This is a genomic window from Maricaulis sp., assembly GCF_039978735.1.
GTDB lineage: Bacteria > Pseudomonadota > Alphaproteobacteria > Caulobacterales > Maricaulaceae > Maricaulis.
Genome location: NZ_JBDWAS010000045.1, coordinates 236,103 through 258,691 on the forward strand (window position 1 = coordinate 236,103; position 22,589 = coordinate 258,691).

Consider the following 22,589-nt stretch of genomic DNA (forward strand, 5'->3'; position numbering starts at 1 on the left):
TGATCAACCCCGCCGATATTCGCTTCAGGAACGGTAATACATAAATCAACGAAAGGTTGGAAGTAGGCGTACCCGCATCCAATCCGTACAGACTGCCTACTTGTGCAAACTCTGAGTGTCGCGATGCCAACGGAGCGGGCAATCCTCCGCACCTGACGCTCATCTTGCATCATCGCCCCGTCGGGCGTATAAGAGCCTCGTTACATGTTCGATCGCATCGGATGATGCTATCGAGCGGTCGCTTCCGGCGGCCGCTCTTTTTGTTGATGGAGACACGGGTCCCTTGAAGACGAAGACCCCGCAAGACACCCGCATTCTCGCCCTTGCCGACCCGGTGGCTGCCGGGCTCGGCCTGGAAATCGTGCGTGTGCGCGTGATGTCCGGCAAGAAGCAGCGCCTTCAGATCATGACCGACCGGCTGGACGGCACCGGGGTGGATGTCGACGACTGCGCGCGCCTGTCGCGCGGCCTGTCCGACGTGTTCGAGGTCGAGGATCCGGTTTCCGGTGAATACGATCTTGAGATATCCTCGCCGGGTATCGACCGGCCGCTGACCACGCTGGCGCACTTTGCGCGCTGGGACGGTTACGAGGCCAAGATCGAGCTGGACCGCATGGTGGAAGGCCGCAAGCGCTTCCGCGGCATGCTGGCCGGTGTCGAGGACGGCAATGTCCTCCTCGACATGGACGGCGAAGAGGACACGGCGCTGATCCCGTTCGACTGGATCGCGGATGCCAAACTTGTACTCACGGACGCCTTGATCGAGGCGGATTTGAAAGCGCGCGGCGGCAATGCGCCCGCGCAGACTGAAGGAGACGAATGATGTCGCTGTTTACGGCAAAAGGGATTGCCCGATGAGCATTGGTGTTAGCGCCAACCGGCTCGAGCTGCTGCAGATCGCCCGTGCGGTCGCTGCCGAGAAATCGATCGACGAGAGCATCGTCATCGAGGCCATCGAGGAAGCGATCCAGAAGGCCGCGCGCTCGCGCTACGGTGCCGAGAACGACATCCGCGCCAAGATCGACCCGAAGACGGGCGAGCTGTCGCTGACCCGTAACATGACGGTCGTCGAAGAGGTCGAGAACGAGAGCCAGGAGCTCACGCTCGCCGACGCGCAGAAAATCGACAAGACCGCCGAGATCGGCACCGTCTTCTCCGACGAGCTGCCGCCGATCGAATTCGGCCGCGTCGCCTCGCAGACCGCCAAACAGGTCATCACGCAGAAAGTGCGTGAAGCCGAGCGCCAGCGCCAGTTCGAGGAATACAAGGACCGTGTCGGCGAGATCGTGTCCGGCATCGTCAAGCGCGTCGAATACGGCAATGTGATCATCGATCTGGGCCGCGCCGAAGGCATTATCCGCCGCGCCGACGGCATTCCGCGCGAAAACCTGCAGAACAATGAGCGCGTGCGCGCCTACATCTATGATGTGCGCGAAGAGGTCCGCGGTCCGCAGATCTTCCTGTCGCGGGCGCATCCGGACTTCATGGCCGCCCTGTTCGCCCAGGAAGTGCCGGAAGTCTACGAAGGCATTATCGAGATCCCGTCGGTCGCCCGCGACCCGGGTTCGCGCGCCAAGATCGCCGTGATTTCCAATGACAGCTCGATCGACCCGGTCGGCGCCTGTGTCGGTATGCGCGGTTCGCGCGTGCAGGCGGTGGTGTCCGAACTCGCCGGCGAGAAGATCGACATCATTCCCTGGTCCGACGATCCGGCCACCTTCATCGTCAACGCCCTGCAGCCGGCGGAAGTCGCCAAGGTCGTGCTCGACGAGGAAGACCAGCGCATCGAGGTCGTGGTGCCGGACGAGCAGCTCTCGCTCGCCATCGGCCGCCGCGGCCAGAATGTCCGCCTGGCCTCGCAGCTGACGGGCTGGTCGATCGACATCCTGACCGAGGAAGAAGAGTCCGAACGCCGCCAGAAGGAATTCGCCGAGCGGACCCAGCTCTTCATCGCGGCCCTTGATGTCGACGAGGTCATTGCCCAACTTCTGGCTACGGAAGGTTTCTCGGACGTCGAGGAAATCGCCTATGTCGACCTCGGCGAGATCGCCGTGATCGAAGGCTTCGACGAAGACACCGCCGAGGAAATCCAGGCCCGCGCCCGCGATTATCTGGACCGTCTGGCAGCCGAACAGGACGCCAAGCGCAAGGAGCTGGGTGTCGAGGACGCCGTGCTCGAGATCGAGGGTGTCGAACTGCCGATGGCTGTGAAGCTCGGCGAGAACGACGTCAAGACGGTCGACGATCTGGCCGGCCTGGTCACCGACGACCTGCGCGGCTGGTTCGAGAACCGCAATGGCGAGCGCGTGCGCGAGCCGGGCATCCTGGAAGACTTCAACCTGTCTGCCGACGATGCCGAGATGATGATCATGCGCGCCCGCGTCGCCGCCGGCTGGATCTCCGAAGAAGACCTGCCGCAGCCGGCAGTCGAAGAGGTCGAGGCCGAGGGTGAGGATGACGGCGTGTTCGACGTCGAGAACATGGATCTGGCGGCTCTGGAAGCCGAGGCCGAGGCCCTGGGTCTCGATCTCGACGAGGCGGCCGAAGAGGAGAAGGAGACTGACTAGGTCTCCTGCCAGCGGCCGGGAGCGTGAACGGCGCTGCGTCGCCAGCGGCGAGGTAAGGGATGAGGCGGATCTGGTCCGTATCGCCCTTGCGCCGGATGGCAGCGTGGTGCCCGACCTGGCCGCGAAACTCCCGGGCCGCGGTGCCTGGGTTTCCGCCGACCGTGCGTCGGTGGAGCGGGCAGTGGCCCGCAAGGCATTCAACCGGGCCTTTGGCGGTCCGGTCACGGTTCCGGAGGATTTCGCCGGGACCATAGAACGGCTTCTGGCCGAGCGTGCGCTGAACCTGATCGGTCTGGCGCGCCGGGCCGGCGAGCTTGCAGCGGGGCAGGACGCGGTGCGTCTCGCCCTCAAGGCCGCCCGCCCGGCCTGGCGCATCGAAGCGTCGGACGGGGCGGCGGACGGCCGGTCGAAACTCGACCGGCTGGCACGCGCAGCCTGGGGCGATGTCCCGGTGGCGGGGTGTTTCGAGGCGGAAGTCATCGGTCTGGCGCTGGGGCGCGGTCCGGTGGTCCATGCCTCCCTGTCGGAAGGACCGCAGGCGCGGGCCTTTTCGGCGGTGATGCGGAAGCTCTCGGGCTTCCGGCCGCTCGACCCGCACGGGGCGGGTCTTGCGGCAGATGCGAAATGAACCGCCTTCGCGGTTGCGTCCGGGCCTAAGCTGGCTAGTTTAGCGAGCCTTCAGACCGGACGAGCAGGTTTGGATAGTGCGCCGCACCGGCATTCGGCTACCGGGGCGGAACGTGGAACGAAAGCCGATTTGGAAGGCTCGCATGAGCGACGCAGACGACAACAAGTCCGGCCGCCGGCCGCTCTCTTTGAAACGATCCGGCTCCGGCACCGTGCAGCAGAGTTTTGCGCGCGGACGCTCCAAGGCCGTGGTGGTCGAGAAGAAGCGCAAGCGTGTGGCGACACCGGGCAAGGACGGGGCTCAGGGGTCCGGCAAGGGTGCCGGCGGCGCGGCCAAGGGCGGCGAAAGCGCGCTTGCGGCCAAGGCGCGCCAGCTCGGTCTGTCCGAAGAGGAACTGGTTTCCCGTCAGCGCGCCATCGCCCGGGCCCGGGCCGAGGCGGCCGATCGCGATGCGCTGAAGAAGAAGGAAGCCGAGGAGCGCGCCCAGCGCGCGGCTGACGAACAGCGTCATCTCGAGGAACAGCGCGAGCGCGAGCAACGCGAAGCGCGCGAAGCCGAGGATGAGGCCCGCCGCAAGGTTGAAGACGAGGTGCGCCGCAAGGCGGAAGAGGAGGCGGCCAATCTGGCGGCAGCCCAGGACGCGCCGCGCGGCGATGACGAGCCGCGCCGCAAGGCTGCGCCGGCCAAGGACAAGGACGAGCCGCGCCGCGACCGTCGCGATGATGGCGAGGACGCCGCCTCGGCCCTCGAGGCCATGGGTGGCCGCGTCAAGCGCAAGGGCAGTGCCGGTCCCGGTCCGGCCAAGGCCCAGCCGGCCCGCGCCAAGACCGACAATCGCCGCCGCGGCAAGCTGACGATCCAGAATATCGTCGATGGCGACGAGGAGCGGCAGCGTTCGCTCGCCTCGGTGCGCCGGGCCCGCGAGCGTGAAAAGCAGCGCCGCCAGGATACCGGTGCCGGCCGTGACAAGATCGCCCGCGATGTGGTCGTCCCGGAAGCCATCACGGTGTCCGATCTGGCCAACCGTATGGCGGAACGCGCTGTCGACGTCGTCAAATACCTGATGAAACAGGGCCAGATGGTCCGCGTGAACGACGTGCTCGATGCCGACACCGCCGAGCTGGTGGTCGAGGAATTCGGCCACATCGTGAAGCGCGTTTCCGAGTCCGACGTGGAAGAAGGCTTTATCGCCGAGGACGATCCGGAAGAAAGCCAGGTCACGCGTGCGCCGGTCATTGCTGTCATGGGTCACGTCGACCACGGCAAGACCTCGCTGCTCGACGCGCTGCGCGCCACCGATGTGGCGGCTGGCGAGGCGGGTGGCATCACCCAGCATATCGGTGCCTACCAGGTGCAGCTGAAGGGCGGCGAGAAGATCACCTTCCTCGACACGCCGGGCCACGCGGCCTTCTCGGCCATGCGTTCGCGCGGTGCCGAGGCGACCGATATCGTGATCCTGGTCGTGGCGGCCGACGACAGCGTCAAGCCGCAGACGATCGAGGCGATCCATCACGCCAAGGCGGCGGGTACGCCGATCATCGTGGCGGTCAACAAGTGCGACAAGCCGGATGCCAATCCGCAAAAGGTCCTCACCGACCTGCTGCAGCACGAGATCGTCGTGGAAGCCATGTCCGGTGACGTGCAGTCGGTGAATGTCTCCGCGAAGAAGCGCGAAGGTCTCGACGAGCTGACCGAGGCGATCAACCTGCAGGCCGAACTGCTCGACCTGAAGGCCAATCCCGACCGGGCCGCCGAAGGCATCGTCATCGAAAGCCAGGTCGACAAGGGCCGCGGCTCGGTGGCCACGGTGCTGGTGCGCCGCGGTACGCTGAAGCGCGGTGACGTTGTCGTCGCCGGTTCGCAGTGGGGCCGTGTGCGGGCGCTCGTCAATGAGCGCGGCCAGCAGCTCGATTCCGCCGAACCGTCCGTGCCGGTCGAGATCCTCGGCCTGGCCGGGGCGCCGGAACCGGGCGAGGTCTTCGCCGTCGTCGAGAACGAGGCCCGGGCCCGCGAGATCGCCGACTACCGTCAGCGCAAGGAGCGTCAGGCGGCCGGTGCGATCAGCGGCGGCGGCGCCTCGCTCGAGCAGATGATGGCGCGCCTGAAACAGGACCAGACCCAGGAAATGCCGCTGCTGGTGAAGGCGGATGTGCAGGGCTCGGCCGAGGCGATCAAGCAGTCGCTCGAGAAGCTGGGCAATGACGAGGTCCGCGCCCGCGTCATTCACGCTGCCCCGGGCGGTGTGAACGAGAGCGACGTGCTCCTGGCCAAGTCGTCCGGTGCACCGGTCTTCGCCTTCAATGTCCGCGCCAACAAGCAGGCCCGCGAGCTGGCCGAGCGTGAAGGTGTCGAGATCCGCTATTACTCGGTGATCTACGATGTGCTGGACGACGTGAAGAACACGATGGAAGGCATGCTGGCGCCGGAGAAGCGCGAGAACTTCATCGGTTACGCCGAGATTCTGGAAGTGTTCAACATCACCAAGGTCGGCAAGGTCGCCGGTTGCCGCGTGACCGAAGGCGTGGTGAAGCGCGGCTGCGGCGTGCGCCTGCTGCGCGACGATACGGTGCTGCACGAGGGCCATCTGAAGACCCTCAAGCGCTTCAAGGACGAGGTTCCCGAGGTCAAGAGCGGCACCGAGTGCGGCATGGCCTTCGAGAATTACGACGACCTGCAGAAGGGCGACCAGATCGAGTGTTTCGAAGTGGTCGAGATCGCCCGCAAGCTGGACTGACCGGCGCGCACGAACGGCAGGCATTGAAAAAGGGCGGCTCCGGCAGGGGCCGCCCTTCTTGCATCCCGCCATATCGGCCGGTGGATCACTCGGCAGCCGGGATCAGCCCCTGTTCCGGCGTGGCGTAATTGGCGTAGTCGTCATGACGGATCACCACGCCGTCGCGCACCGTCACCACGGTGACCTGTTCGGCACGCCAGCGGAAATTCTGGCCCTCGGTGCGCGCCGGGTAGAGCGCGTTGACATGGCCCATGAAGACGACCCGGCCATTGCTCTCGAACACGGTATCCCACTCGAAGCCGAGTTCGATCGGATTATAGCTGGCGCTGAAGCTGCGCAGCGAGGCCATAACCTCATCGCGGCCCTCGTACATCACGCCGTCCTCGCCATAGTCCGGGCCCATCGCGGTGGTGTCGGCAAACACCGCATCCTCGGCCAGAAAGGCCTCCATCGCGTCCCAGTCGACGGCCGAATAGTGCTCCATGTATTCGCGGGCGAGCTGTTCGGCCTCGCTCATCTCCTGCGCCCAGGCTGCAGGCATCCAGGCCAGGCTGGCGATGAGCGCCGCCGCGACGGTATGGTTTTTCATGCAAGATCCTCGTCAGTGATCGCCGGCGGGTGCGATCTGCACCATGCCGGCATAGTCGGTATAGTCGCGATGCTCGACGACCTGGCCGTCCTGCACCGTGACAATGGTGACAATCGGGAAGCGGTAGTGCCGTTCCCCGTCCTCCAGCGCGTAGACAGCGGTGACCGCGCCGTCAAAGACGGTGCGTCCGGACGCCTGATAATTGCGATCGACGGCATATTCGAGCCGTTCGACATTCCATGAACGCAATCCGGTGAGGATGGCCTCGCGGCCCTGCCAGTCGATCGGCTGTGTGATATTGCCCACATCGAAGGAGGTCGGGTCGATGAAGGCGGCGTCCTCGGCATAGAGTGCGGCAAGCGCATCGAAATCCTGCGCCTGGTAGGCGGCCAGATAGGCCTGTGCGACCGGGACCTCCGGCGGCGCATCGTCCTGCCGGGCGACCAGCGCCATCATGATCACGAAAAAGCCGGCAACCGACTTGCTCATCTGCGTCCTCCTCCCCAGGTGGCCGGCCAGACTAGATGCGGTGTCCGGCCGGGGCCATTCACGCTTTTGCGAGCGGCGGCCCCGCGAAGCCGGGCGCATGCCTTGCATCGCGGCGGCAAGAGGCGTAAACCCCCGCGCCCCGGACCCGAACCGATGGAGCGCGTCATGGCCAGGCATCAGCATCGCAACGAAACCAAGGGCCCCTCGCAGCGCCAGCTGCGCGCAGGCGAGCTCATCCGTCATGCGCTGGTCGACATTCTCGCCCGCGAGGAGCTGCGCGACCCGGATCTGGACGGTGTGCTGATCTCGGTCACCGAGGTGCGGCCCAGCCCCGATCTGCGCCAGGCGAAAGTCTATGTCGCGCCGCTCGGCCAGGGCGACCAGGAGCGTCTGGCCGCCGCCCTCAACCGTGCTGCCAGCTATCTGCGCGGCAAGCTGGGGCGCGAGATCGACATGAAGTTCACGCCGCAGCTCCACTTCCACCCGGACAACAGTTTCGACACGGCCAGCCATGTCGACGAATTGCTGTCGCGGCCGCAGGTGAAGCAGGACCTCAGACACGATCAGCCGGGCGAGGACGAGGAATAGCCTCGCCGCCCGTTCAAACCGCTCTTGCGCATCCGGGTCCGATCCCCGGCGAAAGAAGGAGATTTATATGGCCCGTCGCCGCAAGGGGCTGGACGTCCATGGCTGGATCGTCCTGGACAAGCCGCTCGACATGACCTCCACCCAGGCCGTCTCGGCTGTGCGCCGCATCTTCAATGCGAAGAAGGCCGGTCATGCCGGCACGCTCGACCCGCTGGCCTCGGGCCTTTTGCCGATCGCGCTGGGCGAGGCGACCAAGACCGTGCCCTTCGCCGTCGAGGGCGAGAAGATCTACCGTTTCACGGTGAAATGGGGCGAGCGCACCGACACGCTGGATGCCGAGGGCGAGATTGTCGCCACGTCGGACGTGCGCCCGGACCGCGCGGCCATCGAGGCGGCGCTGGCCGGCTTCATCGGCGATATCGAACAGGTGCCGCCGGTCTATTCCGCGATCAAGGTGGATGGCGAGCGCGCCTACGACCTCGCCCGCGACGGCGAGACGGTCGAGCTGGAGGCGCGCCGGGTGCATGTCTTCGACCTGCGTCTGATGGACTGCCCGTCGCCGGATATGGCGGTGCTGGAGATGCGCTGCGGCAAGGGGGTCTATGTGCGCTCCCTGGCCCGCGATCTGGCCTTCGCGCTGGACACGGAGGGGCATGTTGCGGCGCTGCGCCGGATCCGGGTCGGCCGTTTCGATGAGGCTGAATCCACAAGACTGGACGTATTGGAAGAAATGGCCCATAAGGGCGCCGCTTCGGAAGCTCTGCTCCCGGTTCAGACCGCGCTGGACGACATCCCGGCCCTGGCCGTGACCGAGGAGGAAGCCTTCCAATTGAAGCAAGGACGCTCGATCGTCCTGCTCCCGCGTCAGGCGCTAGAGCTGAAAACGCAGCGACGCCCGCTCTCGATAGCGGGTCGGGACTGCAGCTTCTCGGCTTTGGCGGTCTGCAAGGACCAGGCAGTCGCGATCGGCGACGCCAGAGCCGGAAAATTCCAGCCCTGGCGCGTTTTCAACCTCACCCCGTGACCGGGGCGACATAACGCGTTTTAGGAGAACACGATGTCGATTACGCAAGAGCGCAAGACCGCGCTCATCAAAGACAATGCTCGCGGCAACACGGATACGGGTTCGCCCGAAGTCCAGGTGGCTATCCTGACCGAACGGATCGCCAACCTCACCGAGCACTTCAAGAGCCACAAGAAGGACAACCACTCGCGTCGCGGCCTTCTGAAAATGGTTTCCCAGCGTCGCCGGCTTCTCGACTACCTGAAGAAGAAAGACGAAGCGCGTTACACGGCGCTTATCGAGAAGCTGGGTCTGCGCCGCTGATCCGCGACCACATCCGTACGAAAGACGATATGTTCGATATTCAGAAAGAAACGATCGAGTGGGCGGGTCGTCCGCTCACCATCGAAACCGGGCGGGTCGCCCGGCAGGCAGACGGCGCGGTCATGGTGACCTATGGCGAGACCACGGTCCTCGCCACCGCCGTCGGTGTCAAAACCGCGAAAGAGGGGCAGGACTTCTTCCCCCTCACCGTGAACTATCAAGAGAAATACTTCGCCGCCGGGAAAATTCCTGGCGGTTATTTCAAGCGCGAAGGGCGTCCGACCGAAAAGGAAACCCTCACCTCGCGCCTGATCGACCGTCCGATCCGCCCGCTGTTCGCACCCGGCTTCAAGAACGAAGTCCAGGTGATGATCACGGTCCTGTCGCATGACATGGAAAACGATCCGGACGTGGTCGGCATGGTTGGCGCCTCGGCGGCGCTGGTCCTGTCCGGCCTGCCCTTCATGGGCCCGATCGGCGCTGCGCGCGTCGGCTATATCGACGGCGAATACGTCATCAACCCGCATGTCGACGACATGGCGGACAGTGCACTCGACCTGGTGGTCGCGGGTACGGGCGATGCCGTGATGATGGTGGAATCGGAAGCCAAGGAGCTGTCCGAGGAAATCATGCTCGGCGCTGTCATGGCCGGCCACAAAGCCTTCCAGCCGGTGATCGAGATGATCATCAAGCTGGCCGAAAAAGCCGCCAAGGAACCCTGGGACTACCAGCCAGCCGACTACTCGGCCGAGGAAGCCAAGGTTCGCAAGCTGGTCGAAGCCGACCTCGCCAAGGCCTACACCATCACCGACAAGACCGAGCGTTATGCAGCGGTCGGCGCGGCGAAGGAAAAGGCCGTGGCCGAGCTGGCCCTGAGCGAAGAGCGTCCCGACGGTATCCCGGGCACGGTTCTGAAAGATGTGCTGAAGTCGGTGGAAAGCTCCATCGTCCGCGGCGGCATCATCAAGACCGGCAAGCGGATCGACGGCCGTTCGCTCGACCAGGTCCGTCCGATCGTGTCGGAAGCGGGCATCCTGCCGCGCACGCACGGTTCGGCCCTGTTCACCCGCGGCGAGACCCAGGCGATGGTTGTCGCCACGCTGGGTACCGGCGAGGACGAACAGTTCATCGACGACCTGACCGGCACCTACAAGGAAAAGTTCCTGCTGCACTACAACTTCCCGCCCTACTCGGTCGGTGAGACGTCCTTCCGTCTCGCGCCGGGCCGCCGGGAAATCGGCCATGGCAAGCTTGCCTGGCGTGCGGTGCGGGCTGTCCTGCCGAACCATGAAGACTTCCCGTACACGGTCCGTCTCGTCTCCGAGATCACCGAATCGAACGGCTCGTCCTCCATGGCCACGGTGTGCGGTTCCTCGCTGGCCCTGATGGATGCCGGTGTGCCGATCACGCGTCCGGTCTCCGGTATCGCCATGGGTCTGATCAAGGATCCCGAAGGCGTTGCCGTCCTGTCCGACATCCTGGGTGACGAAGATCACCTGGGCGACATGGACTTCAAGGTCGCCGGCACGTCCGAGGGCATTACCTCGCTGCAGATGGACATCAAGATCGCCGGTATCACCGAAGACATCATGACGACGGCCCTGGAACAAGCCAAGGGCGGCCGCATGCATATCCTCGGCGAGATGGGCAAGGCGCTGGGCGAAGCCCGCACCGAGCTCGGCGAATTTGCGCCGCGTATCGAGACCATCACCATTCCGACCGACAAGATCCGCGACGTGATCGGTTCGGGCGGCAAGGTGATCCGGGAAATCGTCGAGAAGACGGGTGCCAAGGTCGACGTCAATGATGACGGCGTGATCAAGGTCTCCTCTTCCGATGCCGCCTCGATCAAGGCTGCCCTCGACTGGATCCACGGTCTGACCGCGGAACCGGAAGAAGGCCAGATCTACAAGGGCAAGGTCGTCAAGGTGATGGACTTCGGTGCCTTCGTGAACTTCTTCGGCCCGAAGGACGGTCTCGTCCACGTGTCGCAGATGAAGAACGAGCGCGTGAAGCACCCGTCCGACGTCGTGGCCGAAGGTCAGGAAGTCTACGTCAAGCTGCTCGGCTTCGACGATCGCGGCAAGGTCCGCCTGTCGATGAAAGTCGTCGACCAGGAGACCGGCGAAGAAGTCCAGGAAGAAGCCGAAGCCGAATAAGGCCCGCTTCATCCCGACTGAAACGAGACGCCCCCGCAGGTTTTGCCTGCGGGGGCGTTTCTTTTTCAACACACTGTAAAGTCAGTATCATTTATGCGGCACTCGCGGCTTGCAGCCGCAAAACAGCCTGCTAATACCCCCATCTCTTTTCGGGATTTCCCGGCGCGATACGCCGGCAAAGGGGACGTTTCAGTGAAAACCATTCTTCTGACCACTGCTGCGCTCGCGGTGGCAAGCGGTGCTGCTTCCGCGCAGGACCATGATGTCGAATACACGGCGCTGGGCCGTCACATCCGGGTCGACCCCGCGCTCACCGCGCAACTGGCCGATACCCAGGAAGGCCTGACCCAGGATGTCGCCTTTCTGCTGCGCGCGCGCCAGTCCGGCCAGATCGATCCGAACACGCTGACCCTGGGCGGTTTCTTCAAGGGCGCCTATTTCCACGAGACCACGGATACGGCCGGCAAATTCCCGATCCTCAACCGCTTTCCCGACCAGCACGGCTCCGGCGAGGAAAACTCCGATTTCGTGATCAATGCCGCCGGCCTCACCTTCACCGGCGCCGTCGGCGACTGGCTGACCGGCTTCGTGCACACCGAGTATTCCGAGGTCACCTTCACGCGTGACCAGAACCAGTTCCAGACGCGCGAATACTATGCCGTTCTGGGCAATCTCGACGTGTTCGGCGGCTATCTGGCCTATGGCCGCAAGACGATCGATTTCGGCGAGCAGTTTGGCTACAACCCCTTCACCCACTCCATCAACCAGCACTTCTTCTGGGCTCTGGCCGACGAGCCGGTGCTGGAGCTGGGCTATATCGCGGATACCTGGCGCGTCTCCGCCACGGCGGCGACCGGCGAGCGCATGCTGCGCACCGGCTATTCCACCGACCGGGATGGCGGTCTGGGCACGAATTTCGCCCTGAAGGCCGAACGCCGCTTCGACCTGGGCGACGACCGGGCCCTGCGCGTGTCGGCCAGCTATCTGCACGACACGATCTACAACAACAACTTCACCGCCCACACGGTGCAGGCCGTCGACCGTTTCTCGCCGCCCAACGCGCCGCTGCCGCCGCTGGTCTATATCGAATACCGCACCGGCCTGTGGGACATCGCCGCGGAATACACCACGCCGCGCTATGACTTCGCCGTGGAATACACGCGCTCGGCCGATGTCTGGTCGGCGACCGGCTTCGACACCGATACCGGTGCGGCCTTCGACGGCAACCGCCATCTCGACGCGCTCACCGTGATGGGCCGCTACCGCACCGAGCTTCTGGGCCATGACACCGATCTCAGCGCGATCTTCTCCCACACCACGCTCGGCCCGGACAATACCGAGTTCGACGAGGCCTTCCAGCACGTGCTCGGCCTGGAAATGCACCTCACACCGCAGCTCGATCTGGGCGTGGAATACGTCTTCAATGACGGCTTCCAGCCCTTCGTCGGCATCCAGGACGTCTCCCTGTCCGGCGTCCAGTCCAATGTCGGCATCGTGGGGATCAAGGCGCGGTTCTGATCTGTCGCCGAAGTCGCGAGACGGGCCTTGCCGTTCGCCAGACGGTGAGGCCCGGTCTATCCCGCCGGGCGGGAGGTCCGGTGGGGTGACGTTGACGGCGCAGCAGCATGTCCAGGCGGCGATGGATTATATCGAGGCGCATCTCGATACGCCGTTGCCGCTCGACCGGGTCGCCGCTGCGGCCGGTCTGACGCGCTATCATCTGCACCGGTTGTTCCAGGCCCATTATGGCGAAGGGCTGAAGGCCTATATCCGCAAGCGCCGTCTGACATGGGCGGCCGCCCGGCTGCGGAGCAGCGACGTCCGTATCCTGGATCTCGCGCTCGATTGCGGGTTCGAGAGCCAGGCGGCTTTCTCCCGCGCATTCAAGGCCCTGTACGGTACGGCGCCGGGCCGCTATCGCGCCCGGCCGGCGCAGCGTTATCAGTCCGGCCTGCGCCCGCCGACACCGCCCGGCCTTGCCCAGCGGCGCCGGGTTCTGCGCGACCCGCCGCAGCTGGTCGAGTGGACGCGACCGCTGCAGCTCGCCGGCCGGGGCATCGGTGTTGCCTTTGAAGACCAGGCCGCCGTCGAGGCCTTGTGGATGTCCGTTCTGGACGCCGAACCGCCCGCACCCGGCGACACGCTGTTCGGCGTCACCCTGGCCGACCATCCCGCCATCGCCGATACGCCGGACCGCTGCCTGGTCTATCTCGCCGCCCGGCCGCGTGAAGCGGGGGCAGAAGCCGGCGGCGCCGGGACGGGCGAAGGCGAGGCGGGCGAAGGCGCGCCGGAAGAAGGCGAGATCGCCCTCGACATCCCGGCGGGCCCCTATGCCGTCTTCGTCCATGACGGCCCGCTCGAAACCCTGCTCGATACGGTCAACTATGCCTGGGCCAGCTGGCTGCCGCGCAGCGGCTGGGTCAAGTCGGAGCGTCCGGACTTCGAGCGTTTCCGGGCCGATGCGATCCTGGGCGGGCCGGTGCGGGTGGAGTTGTGGGTGTCAGTTGAGCGCGCCGATCGTGCCGGCGATGATGGCGATACCGGCCAGGGCGAACGCGCCGCCGAGAATGAGCCGCCGCGCACCGGCTGACAGGGCGTGCGCGGGGGCGGGGTCCGGTTGCGGGCGGCGCAGGTCGCGGGCGGCGGAGCCGATGATGGCGAGGCCGAAGGCCAGCCCGGCAAGCTCGAACCCGATCAGGGCCGGCGACATCGGCGTCGGCGAGACCGGGAAGATGTGCAGCAGGTCGAGGGCGAAAATCGCGACATAGCCCAGCCCGTCGGCCATCACCCAGACCAGGATGTCGCGGCCGCCCCGGCGCGCCAGCGCGGCCAGCGGGATCGAACCCAGCACCACCAGCGTGATGAAGGCGTTGAACGCGATCAGCACCGCGACGGGGATGTGCCCGAAACTGCGAGTCTCCACCGGCCCGCCCGGTATCAGGGGCGCCATCGACAGCACGGCGAGGATCAGGAGGATGGGGGTCAGGCGGCGGGCATTCATCGCGGGCTCCGGGGCAGGGAATGGGACAGGCCCGATGTCTAGACCATCGCAGGGCGGCCGTTTTGACCGTTTGTGACATTGGCTCCAGCGGACTGGACAGACCGGCAGCGGGGTCTGCTATTCTCGTTGTCCAGATGGACGGGAGAGACGGATTATGGACTGGAGCGCTCTGGACTTTGCGATGGCAGCCCTCTTACTGGCGAGTCTTGCAATCGGGCTCTTTCTCGTCGTGACGGCCAAGGGCCCGCGCTGGTTTCGTATCACATCCTGTTTCGCCGTGACGGGGCTGGTTGCTTTGATATGGGCACAAGGGGCCGTTGGCGTATTCTGAGGGCGCAGCGCGGGCTCAGGCCGCGGCCAGCCTGTCGCGATAGCGGCGGCTGCCGGGGATCCGGGCGCCGCTCTCCAGCGTGATGGCGACATCGCCCTCGCCGGTCGGCGCGATCTCGGCGATCCGGGCGCGATTGACCAGCCAGGAACGGTGCACCCGCACCGCGTCGATGCCGGCTTCCGTCAGCTGTTTTTCCAGCTCAGACAGGGTGATCCGCGCCAGATGCCCGCCGGCCGGCGTGTGCACTTCCACATAGTTTCCGGCCGCCCGGGCGCTGTCGAACCGGTCCGCTTCCAGCCGGATGATCCGGCCGCCGCATTTCAGCGTCAGCCGGTGGGTCTGGCGGGCCTCCGCCCGTGCGCCGATGGCCTCCATGCGGTGCGTCTGGATCGCCCGGAAGCCGGACAGGACGAGGAAATGCGAGGCATAGGTCAGCACGTCCTTGCGCAGCTCGTAGACGAATTCGCGCACAGGATCCTCGAAGAACCGGTAGTCGATGCCGAACAGGAGCGGGGCCAGGGCTTCGCGGGTCCAGGCCATGGCGAAGATGTGGAGCGTCGCATAGCCCAGCACGCCGGCGATATGGACGGGGATGGCGATCGTCCAGCGGGTCGAGGCCAGCGGGAAGCGCCGCTCCAGCAGGATCAGGCCGATGAAGAGCAGCAGGATGTAGACGACGCTGGTCGCCTCGATGAACCAGGAAAAGGCGGGCGCCATCTCCTGGCCGATGCGTTCCAAATCGGTCACCCGGGACGCCGAATTGACGGCCAGATGGCCCAGCGTCATGGCATAGGTGAACAGGCCCGCATACAGCGCAACGCGCCGGTCGGTGCCGTCCTCGATCTGGCGTTCGGTCCGGGTCATGCCGTGTTCTTGCCCCTGCGCGCGCCGGGTGCAAGAGGCAGGCGCGCCGCTTGTCCCGGAGAACCGCCGCCTGTCCCCGCCCTGCAGTCGCTCATCCCGCCGGTCCGGATATCGTCCCGCACCGCTGGGGCTATTGCGAGGGCCATGCAGTCTGGCGGCGAAAGGATACCGCCATGACGCCGCTCTCCCATCCCGCCGCCTCCGGGCCCGCTTCGACCCGCCGCCACGATCTCGACTGGCTGCGGATCATCGCCTTCGGCCTGCTCATTTTCTACCATGTCGGCATGTTCTTCGTGCCCTGGGACTGGCATGTGAAGAGCACCCAGGCCAATGACGGCCCCGTCTACGCCATGCTGCTGCTCAATCCCTGGCGGCTGGCCCTGCTCTTCTTCATTTCCGGCGTGGCGATCCGCTATCTCTCCGACAAGCTCGGCGCCGGCCGTTTCGCGCTCGACCGGACGGGGCGTCTCCTGCCCGTGATCGTGTTCGGCATGCTGGTCGTGGTCATGCCCCAGACCTGGGCGCAGCTGCGTCAGGCGGGGGTGATCGAGGAGGGACTTCTCGCCTTCTGGCCGCGATATATCCTCGGGTGGGAAATCGGTGGTATAGAAGTGCCGACGTGGAACCATCTCTGGTACGTCGTCTACCTCTTCGTCTACTGCCTCATACTGGCGCCTTTTGTGCCGCTCATGAGGGGCTTATGCGACGGCAATGTCACCCGTATGTTGCAGGTATTGAACCGTCCCGTGACCGGTTTGCTCCTGCTCGCCCTGATCCCCGTCCTGCCCTTCTGGGCCTACCGGATTTTCCTGGAACCGCATTTCCCCACGACCCATAATCTCGTATGGGACTGGGCCAATCACGCCCATCGCCTCACCATCCTGCTGATCGGCTATGCCGTTGCGAAGAATGAGGTTTTCTGGCGTGCCGCTGACCGGATCCTGGTCCCGGCCCTGATCTGCTGTGCCCTCTACGCTGCCGCGCTCTGGTGGGGGTTGGGACGTCCGGAGGCCGACTGGGAGGGGCAGGCCTGGCTGAGCTGGATCTTCCGCCTGGGCCGTATCCTCTATGCCTGGCTGGCCATTCTGGCGCTGATCGGTCTGGCCCGCCGCTATCTCAATGGCGACGGTCCCGTGCGCCGCTATCTCACCGAGGCGATCTTTCCCTACTACATCCTGCACCAGACGATCACCGTGCTCACCGGCTACTGGATCGCGCCCCTCGGTCTGAATGTCTGGGTCGAGTTCGCCATCCTGGCAGGCGTCACCGCGGCCGGCTGCGTGGCGGGCTATGAGATCATCCGCCGCATTCCGCCGCTTCGGCCCGTCATGGGGCTGAAATGGCGGTCCACTCCGGCGCGCTGAAGACCGAACATTACGGAATTTTCAGCGACCGGACGGAGTGTTCGCCCTATTCTCCCCGTCATCGATCGGGATACGGGGAGATAGTCATGAAACCGCTCGGACTTCACATCGCGCTGCGCTGTGCTGCGCCGGCCCTGGCGCTGGCCGCTTTTGGCCTGGCGCCGGTGGCCGCGCAGGAGGCCTACCGCCTGCCGCCGCAGGACATTGTCGATATCGTTGACGCGGCGCCCGCGCCCTACACCTCGCTCTCCCCGGCCCGCGACACACTGCTGCTGATGCATCGTGAAGCCCTGCCGCCCGTCTCCGAACTGGCCCGGCCGATGGAACGCCTCGCCGGCCTGCGTCTCGATGCCGCGACGAATGGCCGTCACGGACCGCGCACGGTCACCGGGCTCAGCCTGATCGATCTGGAGACACAGGAAGAGCGCACGATCGAACTGCCGGACGATGCCGGTATCAGCTCGATCTCCTGGTCGCCGGACGGCTCGAAGATCGCCTTCACGGTCACCCGCAATGAAACGATCGGGATCTGGGTCGCCGATGTCGAACGCGCCCGCGCCCGCGCCGTCGTGGAGCGTGGCGTCAATGCCGTGTTCTCGCCCTTCACCTGGATGCCCGATGGCGAACGCCTGCTGGTCAGCCTGACCGATCCGGATCGCGGTGCCCAGCCGCAGCGTCCGCGCGTGCCGGCCGGCCCTGTGATCCAGGAAGCCAGCGGCTATGAAGCGCCGGTCCGCACCTATCAGGACCTGCTGAACGACGAACACGATGCCGAGCTCTTCGCCTGGCTGGCGACCAGCCAGCTGGCGATTGTCGGCGCCAACGGCCGGGGCCTGCGCAATGTGGGCGAGCCGGGCCTCTACTTCATGGCCGATCCGGCCCCGGGCGGCGACTACATCCTGATCGGCGAAATGCGCCAGCCCTTCTCCTTCCAGGTGCCTTGGAGCCGTTTCCCCGACCGGACCTTCGTGATCGACCTCAACGGCAACGAAATCGCCGAGATCGCCGAACAGCCGCTGGCCGACAATATTCCGATCGGTGGCGTGGTGACCGGCCGCCGCTCTGTCGGCTGGCAGGACTCCCATGAAGCCCGCCTGACCTGGGCCGAAGCCCTGGACGGCGGCGATCCGCGTGTCGAGACCGACGAGCGCGACAGTGTCTGGACGCTGGAAGCACCGTTCGACGGTGAGCCCGTGGAACTGCTGCGCACTGAAGACCGCTATTACGGCGCCCAGTTCACTCAGCAGGGCGAGACCGGCTTTGCCATGGAGTATGACCGCGATACGCGGGTCGTGCGCCGCTGGCTGGTCGACTTCTCCGACCCCTCGGTCGAGCCGCGCCTGGCCGAGGAACGCAATATCCAGGACAGCTATGCCGATCCCGGCGAGCCGATCATGACGCGCAACCGCTTCGGCGAGAGCGTCGTCGCGGTGACGGACGGCTACATGTACTTCACCGGTGATGGCGCCACGCCGGAAGGCGACCGGCCCTTCCTTAACCGGGTCAGCTTCGACACGTTCGAGACCGAGGAGATCTGGCGCAATTCCGGCGAGAATTACGAGCAGGTGATCGGCCTGACCGCCCCGGACGCCTCGGCCTTCCTGACCTCCTGGGAAGACCCGCAGACGCCGGCGAATGTGCGCTGGCACCGGGCGGGCGAAGAGACCGTGCAGATCACGGACTTCCCCAATCCCCACCCGCAGCTCAACGCGATCTCGCGCGAGCTGATCACCTTCGACCGCGCCGATGGTGTGCCGCTGTCCGCCACGCTCTACCTGCCGGCCGATTATGAGGAAGGCGACCAGCTGCCGGTCGTCGTCTGGGCCTATCCGCGCGAGTTCAACAATGCCGAAACCGCCGGCCAGGTGCGGGGCTCGCCCTATGAGTTCACCCGCGTTGCCGGCACCAGCCCGCGCTTCCTGGTGACCCAGGGCTATGCCCTGCTGGAGAACGCCACCATGCCGATCGTCGGCGACGATCCGGAAACGGTGAATGACAGCTTCATCGAACAGCTCGTCATGTCGGCCGAGGCCGCCCGTGACGTCACGGTGGAGATGGGCTTCGGCGATGGTGAACGCCTGGCGATTGCCGGTCACTCCTACGGCGCCTTCATGACTGCCAACCTGCTGGCCCATTCGGATATCTTCCGGGCCGGCATCGCACGGTCGGGCGCCTATAACCGCACCCTGACGCCCTTCGGCTTCCAGGCCGAGCGGCGCACCTTCTGGGAAGCCTCGGACATCTATTTCGAGCTCTCGCCCTTCATGCAGGCCGACCAGATCGACGAGCCGATGCTGATGATCCACGGCCAGATGGACAATAATTCCGGCACCTTCCCGATCCAGTCGGAACGCATGTTCGCCGCCGTGAAGGGCAATGCCGGCACGGCCCGCCTGGTCATGCTGCCCTACGAAAGCCATGGCTATCGCGGCCGCGAGAGCGTGCTCCACGTGCTCGCGGAAAGCTTCGACTGGCTCGACCGCTGGGTCATGCCGGAAGAAGACCCGATGGGCAGCGGCGAAGAGGCCGCTGCGGACTGACGCAGCGCACCAGGACCCGACATGAAAAACCCCGCCGGAGTTGCTCTGGCGGGGTTCTTTCTTGGCTGACTGTCGCGAGACCTACTCGTCCGCGATGTCCGGCACCGCCACGGCGTGGAAGCCGGCGTCGACGTGCAGGGTTTCGCCGGTGCAGGAGAAGCCGAGATCGGACAGCAGGTAGAGCGCGGCACCGGCCACGCCTTCCATCTTGGTGTCCTCTTTCATCATCGACCATTCCCGGCCGGTCTTCATCAGCGCCTTGCCGCCGGAGATGCCGGCCATGGCCAGGGTGCGCATCGGGCCGGCCGACAGCGCGTTGACGCGGATGCCGCTCGGACCCAGATCGCGGGCCATGTAGCGCGTGGAGGCTTCCAGCGCGGCCTTGGCGACGCCCATGACATTGTAGGACGGCACGACGCGTTCGGAGCCGAGATAGGTCAGCGTCACCATCGATCCGCCATTCGGCATCAGATGGCTGGCGCGCTTGCCGGCATCGACGAAGGAGAAGGCCGAGATTTCCATGGCCCGGCGCCAGCCTTCACGCGTGGTATTCTCGGTGAAGGAACCGACCAGCTCGTCCTTGCCGGCAAAGGCAATGGCGTGGACGAGGAAGTCGATCGTGCCCCACTTGTCTTCCAGCTGCTTGAAGCAGGCATCCATCGAGGCGTCGTCGGTGACGTCGGCCTTGATCATGAAGGGCTCGCCCAGGCTCTCCACCAGCGGACGCACACGCCGTTCCAGCGCATCATCCTGGTAGGAGAAGGCCAGTTCCGCGCCCTGGGCGGCCAGCTGCTGGGCAATGCCCCAGGCGATGGAGTTCTTGTTGGCCACACCCATGACAAGCCCGCGCTTGCCTTTCATCAGGTCTCCGGCCGGAAACACGGTCTCGCTCATCAGGCTCTCCCCGAACGCTTTGAGGCTTAGATTTTCTTGAACACCACGGTGCCGTTGGTGCCGCCGAAGCCGAAGGAGTTCGACATGGCGGTCCTGATCTCGGCATCGCGGGTTTCGGTGACGATGGGCAGGTTCAGCGCCGCGATGTCCGGATCCATGTCGAAGACATTGATCGAGGGCGCGACGAAGCCGTGCTTCATCATCAAAAGCGTATAGACCGCCTCGTGAACGCCGGCGGCGCCCAGCGAGTGGCCGGTCATCGACTTGGTGGCCGAGATCATCGGTGCCTTGTCGCCGAACGTCTCCTTCACCGCGGTCATTTCGGCGATATCGCCGACCGGGGTCGAGGTGGCGTGCGGGTTGAGATAGTCGATATCCGAACCGGCCGTCTCCATCGCCAGCTTCATGGCGCGCACAGCGCCTTCGCCGGACGGGGCGACCATGTCGTAACCGTCGGACGTGGCGCCATAGCCGGTGATTTCCGCCAGGATCGGCGCACCGCGCTTTTTCGCGCGCTCATACTCTTCCAGCACGACGACACCGGCGCCGGCACCGCCGACGAAGCCGTCGCGGTCCTTGTCGAAGGCGCGCGAGGCGAGTTCCGGGGTCTCGTTGTATTTGGTCGACAGGGCACCCATGGCGTCGAACAGGTTCGACAGGGCCCAGTGGATTTCCTCGCAGCCGCCGGCAAACATCACGTCCTGCTTGTTCCACTGGATCTGTTCGGCCGCGGCGCCGATGCAGTGCAGGGAGGTCGTGCAGGCCGAGGTGATCGAGTAGTTCACGCCGAGGATCTTGAACGGCGTGGCCAGTGTGGCCGAAGCGGTCGAGCTCATCGCCTTGGGCACGGCGAACGGGCCGACGCGGCGCGGGCCCTTGTCGCGCGTGATGTCGGCGGCGTTGACGATCGTGCCGGCAGACGGGCCGCCGGAGCCCATGATGATGCCGGTGCGCGGATGGGAGATATCACTCTCCTCCAGGCCGGCTTCGGCGATGGCCTGTTCCATCGCCATATAGTTCCAGCCCGCACCTTCCGACATGAAGCGGTAGACGCGCTTGTCGACATGTTCGGCCGGATCGACCGACGGCTTGCCGCCGACATGGCATCTGAAATTGTATTTGACGAAGTCGTCCATGCGGCCGATGCCGCTCTTGCCATCCTTGAGGGATTGCGTGACTTCCGCGGCATTGTTGCCGATGGGAGAAATCACACCGAGTCCGGTGATAACGACACGACGCATGTCAGGTCTCCTGGGGTGAGGCCATTTCGCCGGGCTTGAACAGGCCCACGCGCAGATCTTTCGCTGTATATATGGTCTTGCCGTCGGCTTCGACACGTCCGTCGCCGATGGCCATGATCAGGCGGCGCTGGATGACGCGCTTCAGGTCGATGACATAGCGGACCTGCTTGGTCTCCGGCTTGATCTCGCCCTTGAACTTCACTTCGCCGACGCCGAGCGCCCGGCCCTTGCCCGGATTGCCCTTCCAGCACAGGAAGAAGCCGACCAGCTGCCACATGGCGTCGAGGCCGAGGCAGCCGGGCATGACGGGGTCGCCCTTGAAGTGGCAATCGAAGAACCAGAGATCGGGATTGATATCCAGTTCCGCGACGATATGGCCCTTGCCGTATTCGCCGCCGTCTTCGTCGATATGGACGATGCGGTCCATCATCAGCATGGGCGGTGCGGGGAGCTGGGCGTTCTCGGGACCCCACATCCGGCCTTCGCTGGATTCAATCAGATCTTCGTAGCTGAAAGAGCTTTGGCGTTCAGTCATGTAGCCGATCGGTTGCGCCGCGTACGACCGGAAGAAGGTGGCCGCCGGGCTGGTCACTGGGACCCGGTCCGAAGGCCGGCCGGGTGGATCAGGGCAGAGCGGTATCACGCGGGCGGGTGGTGCTCAAGACGGCGCTGCCGTCACCCGTCTGCGTCTCGGTGTCTGCTCTTTCCTCCGGATACACGCCCCACAGCGTGTCCGTCCTTGCCCAGCCTCGATAACCCTGCGCCTCGACACGGCACCAGCCGGTGCGGCAGCGTTCGAGCGACAAAACGACGCCCGGCCCGGCAATCGCCTCGACCGGGGAGTCGCCATTGTCCCGTGCATGCAGGGGTGTTTCGTCAAGCGTCCAGACTGAACGGCGGCCGGACAGGATCGACCGGTGCATCCAGGTGACCTCGCCATCGGGGTCGCGCACGCGGCGCCAGTCCGGCGTTTCCGCGATCACTTCCATCGGCAGACCCGCCCGCACATAGCGCCAGGCAATCGGGTGGGAGCGGGATGGTCCGGAACGGCCGTTGGCGACATCCACTTTCAGGCTGACAAAGCGCGGCACCTGCTGGCCTGACGGCGTGTCGGCACGGTCGCTGTCGTCCTGCGCGACGGCAGAAGCGGACGCCAGGGCGGCGGCTGTGACGGCGAGGGCAAGCATGATCGAGCGGCGCATGAACGGACTCCTTCCACCAAGCCTGTGCCCGGCTTCGGTGAACAGGCCGTAAAAGCGGTGCGTCCCAACGC

20 protein-coding genes are annotated in these 22,589 nt (G+C 65.4%); 12 read left to right on the top strand and 8 right to left on the bottom strand.

Going from position 1 to position 22,589, the window contains the following annotated elements:
* Window positions 1–283 precede the first annotated feature (283 nt).
* From rimP to infB, 4 genes are all read left to right on the top strand, one after another.
* Window positions 284–823 carry a ribosome maturation factor RimP gene (rimP, locus tag ABJO18_RS13745; protein ID WP_348506483.1) on the top strand — a complete coding sequence of 180 codons (540 nt, stop codon included), beginning with the start codon at window positions 284–286 and terminating at the stop codon, window positions 821–823.
* Between the two features lie 31 nt (window positions 824–854).
* Complete coding sequence (nusA, locus tag ABJO18_RS13750; protein ID WP_348515971.1) at window positions 855–2,567, top strand: transcription termination factor NusA; 1,713 nt, start codon at window positions 855–857, stop codon at window positions 2,565–2,567.
* Window positions 2,455–3,195 carry an RNA-binding protein gene (locus ABJO18_RS13755; RefSeq protein ID WP_348506479.1) on the top strand — a complete coding sequence of 247 codons (741 nt, stop codon included), beginning with the start codon at window positions 2,455–2,457 and terminating at the stop codon, window positions 3,193–3,195. The genes nusA and ABJO18_RS13755 overlap by 113 nt, the downstream gene beginning before the upstream one ends.
* A 142-nt stretch (window positions 3,196–3,337) precedes the next feature.
* Window positions 3,338–5,929 carry a translation initiation factor IF-2 gene (infB, locus tag ABJO18_RS13760; protein WP_348506477.1) on the top strand — a complete coding sequence of 864 codons (2,592 nt, stop codon included), beginning with the start codon at window positions 3,338–3,340 and terminating at the stop codon, window positions 5,927–5,929.
* An 85-nt stretch (window positions 5,930–6,014) separates the two neighbouring features.
* Here the strand turns inward: infB and ABJO18_RS13765 are convergent, their stop codons facing one another.
* Both ABJO18_RS13765 and ABJO18_RS13770 read right to left on the bottom strand, forming a co-directional pair.
* The gene (locus tag ABJO18_RS13765; protein ID WP_348506475.1) at window positions 6,015–6,518 is read right to left on the bottom strand and encodes a nuclear transport factor 2 family protein; all 504 of its coding nucleotides are present in this window, start codon (window positions 6,516–6,518) and stop codon (window positions 6,015–6,017) included.
* Between the two features lie 12 nt (window positions 6,519–6,530).
* Complete coding sequence (locus tag ABJO18_RS13770; RefSeq protein ID WP_348506473.1) at window positions 6,531–7,007, bottom strand: nuclear transport factor 2 family protein; 477 nt, start codon at window positions 7,005–7,007, stop codon at window positions 6,531–6,533.
* 165 nt (window positions 7,008–7,172) lie between these two features.
* On the opposite strand from ABJO18_RS13770, the gene rbfA reads away from it, so the two are divergent.
* The 6 genes from rbfA (at window position 7,173) to ABJO18_RS13800 (ending at window position 13,671) form a co-directional block, all read left to right on the top strand.
* The gene (rbfA, locus tag ABJO18_RS13775; protein WP_348506471.1) at window positions 7,173–7,595 is read left to right on the top strand and encodes a 30S ribosome-binding factor RbfA; all 423 of its coding nucleotides are present in this window, start codon (window positions 7,173–7,175) and stop codon (window positions 7,593–7,595) included.
* Window positions 7,596–7,662: 67 nt separating this feature from the next.
* A complete protein-coding gene (gene truB / locus ABJO18_RS13780) occupies window positions 7,663–8,619 on the top strand; it encodes a tRNA pseudouridine(55) synthase TruB (protein WP_348506469.1) in 957 nt (318 codons plus the stop codon).
* A gap of 33 nt (window positions 8,620–8,652) precedes the next feature.
* The gene (rpsO, locus tag ABJO18_RS13785; RefSeq protein ID WP_271187960.1) at window positions 8,653–8,922 is read left to right on the top strand and encodes a 30S ribosomal protein S15; all 270 of its coding nucleotides are present in this window, start codon (window positions 8,653–8,655) and stop codon (window positions 8,920–8,922) included.
* Between the two features lie 29 nt (window positions 8,923–8,951).
* Window positions 8,952–11,081: a polyribonucleotide nucleotidyltransferase gene (gene pnp, locus ABJO18_RS13790; protein ID WP_348506467.1), complete on the top strand. Its 2,130-nt coding sequence runs from the start codon at window positions 8,952–8,954 to the stop codon at window positions 11,079–11,081.
* Between the two features lie 192 nt (window positions 11,082–11,273).
* Window positions 11,274–12,599 carry a hypothetical protein gene (locus ABJO18_RS13795; RefSeq protein WP_348506465.1) on the top strand — a complete coding sequence of 442 codons (1,326 nt, stop codon included), beginning with the start codon at window positions 11,274–11,276 and terminating at the stop codon, window positions 12,597–12,599.
* Between the two features lie 85 nt (window positions 12,600–12,684).
* Window positions 12,685–13,671 carry an AraC family transcriptional regulator gene (locus ABJO18_RS13800; protein ID WP_348506463.1) on the top strand — a complete coding sequence of 329 codons (987 nt, stop codon included), beginning with the start codon at window positions 12,685–12,687 and terminating at the stop codon, window positions 13,669–13,671.
* Here ABJO18_RS13800 and ABJO18_RS13805 read toward each other — a convergent pair.
* Both ABJO18_RS13805 and ABJO18_RS13810 read right to left on the bottom strand, forming a co-directional pair.
* Window positions 13,582–14,082, bottom strand: coding sequence for a hypothetical protein (locus ABJO18_RS13805; RefSeq protein WP_348506461.1), 501 nt, complete (start codon window positions 14,080–14,082; stop codon window positions 13,582–13,584). The two genes, ABJO18_RS13800 and ABJO18_RS13805, sit on opposite strands and share 90 nt — an antisense overlap.
* A gap of 346 nt (window positions 14,083–14,428) precedes the next feature.
* Complete coding sequence (locus ABJO18_RS13810) at window positions 14,429–15,277, bottom strand: LytTR family DNA-binding domain-containing protein (RefSeq protein ID WP_348506459.1); 849 nt, start codon at window positions 15,275–15,277, stop codon at window positions 14,429–14,431.
* Between the two features lie 173 nt (window positions 15,278–15,450).
* On the opposite strand from ABJO18_RS13810, the gene ABJO18_RS13815 reads away from it, so the two are divergent.
* Together ABJO18_RS13815 and ABJO18_RS13820 are read left to right on the top strand one after the other, a co-directional pair.
* A complete protein-coding gene (locus tag ABJO18_RS13815) occupies window positions 15,451–16,641 on the top strand; it encodes an acyltransferase (RefSeq protein WP_348506458.1) in 1,191 nt (396 codons plus the stop codon).
* A gap of 86 nt (window positions 16,642–16,727) precedes the next feature.
* The gene (locus ABJO18_RS13820) at window positions 16,728–19,181 is read left to right on the top strand and encodes a prolyl oligopeptidase family serine peptidase (RefSeq protein ID WP_348506456.1); all 2,454 of its coding nucleotides are present in this window, start codon (window positions 16,728–16,730) and stop codon (window positions 19,179–19,181) included.
* Between the two features lie 81 nt (window positions 19,182–19,262).
* On the opposite strand, the gene ABJO18_RS13825 is transcribed toward ABJO18_RS13820, so the two are convergent.
* From ABJO18_RS13825 to ABJO18_RS13840, 4 genes are all read right to left on the bottom strand, one after another.
* The gene (locus ABJO18_RS13825) at window positions 19,263–20,075 is read right to left on the bottom strand and encodes an enoyl-ACP reductase (RefSeq protein ID WP_291881717.1); all 813 of its coding nucleotides are present in this window, start codon (window positions 20,073–20,075) and stop codon (window positions 19,263–19,265) included.
* A 26-nt stretch (window positions 20,076–20,101) separates the two neighbouring features.
* On the bottom strand, window positions 20,102–21,316 hold the full coding sequence (gene fabB / locus ABJO18_RS13830; RefSeq protein WP_348515972.1) for a beta-ketoacyl-ACP synthase I: 1,215 nt from the start codon (window positions 21,314–21,316) through the stop codon (window positions 20,102–20,104).
* A 1-nt stretch (window position 21,317) separates the two neighbouring features.
* The gene (gene fabA / locus ABJO18_RS13835; protein ID WP_348506885.1) at window positions 21,318–21,851 is read right to left on the bottom strand and encodes a bifunctional 3-hydroxydecanoyl-ACP dehydratase/trans-2-decenoyl-ACP isomerase; all 534 of its coding nucleotides are present in this window, start codon (window positions 21,849–21,851) and stop codon (window positions 21,318–21,320) included.
* An 88-nt stretch (window positions 21,852–21,939) separates the two neighbouring features.
* Entirely contained in the window at window positions 21,940–22,518 is a 579-nt protein-coding gene (locus ABJO18_RS13840) for an SH3 domain-containing protein (RefSeq protein WP_348506884.1), read from the bottom strand.
* Window positions 22,519–22,589: the final 71 nt, after the last annotated feature.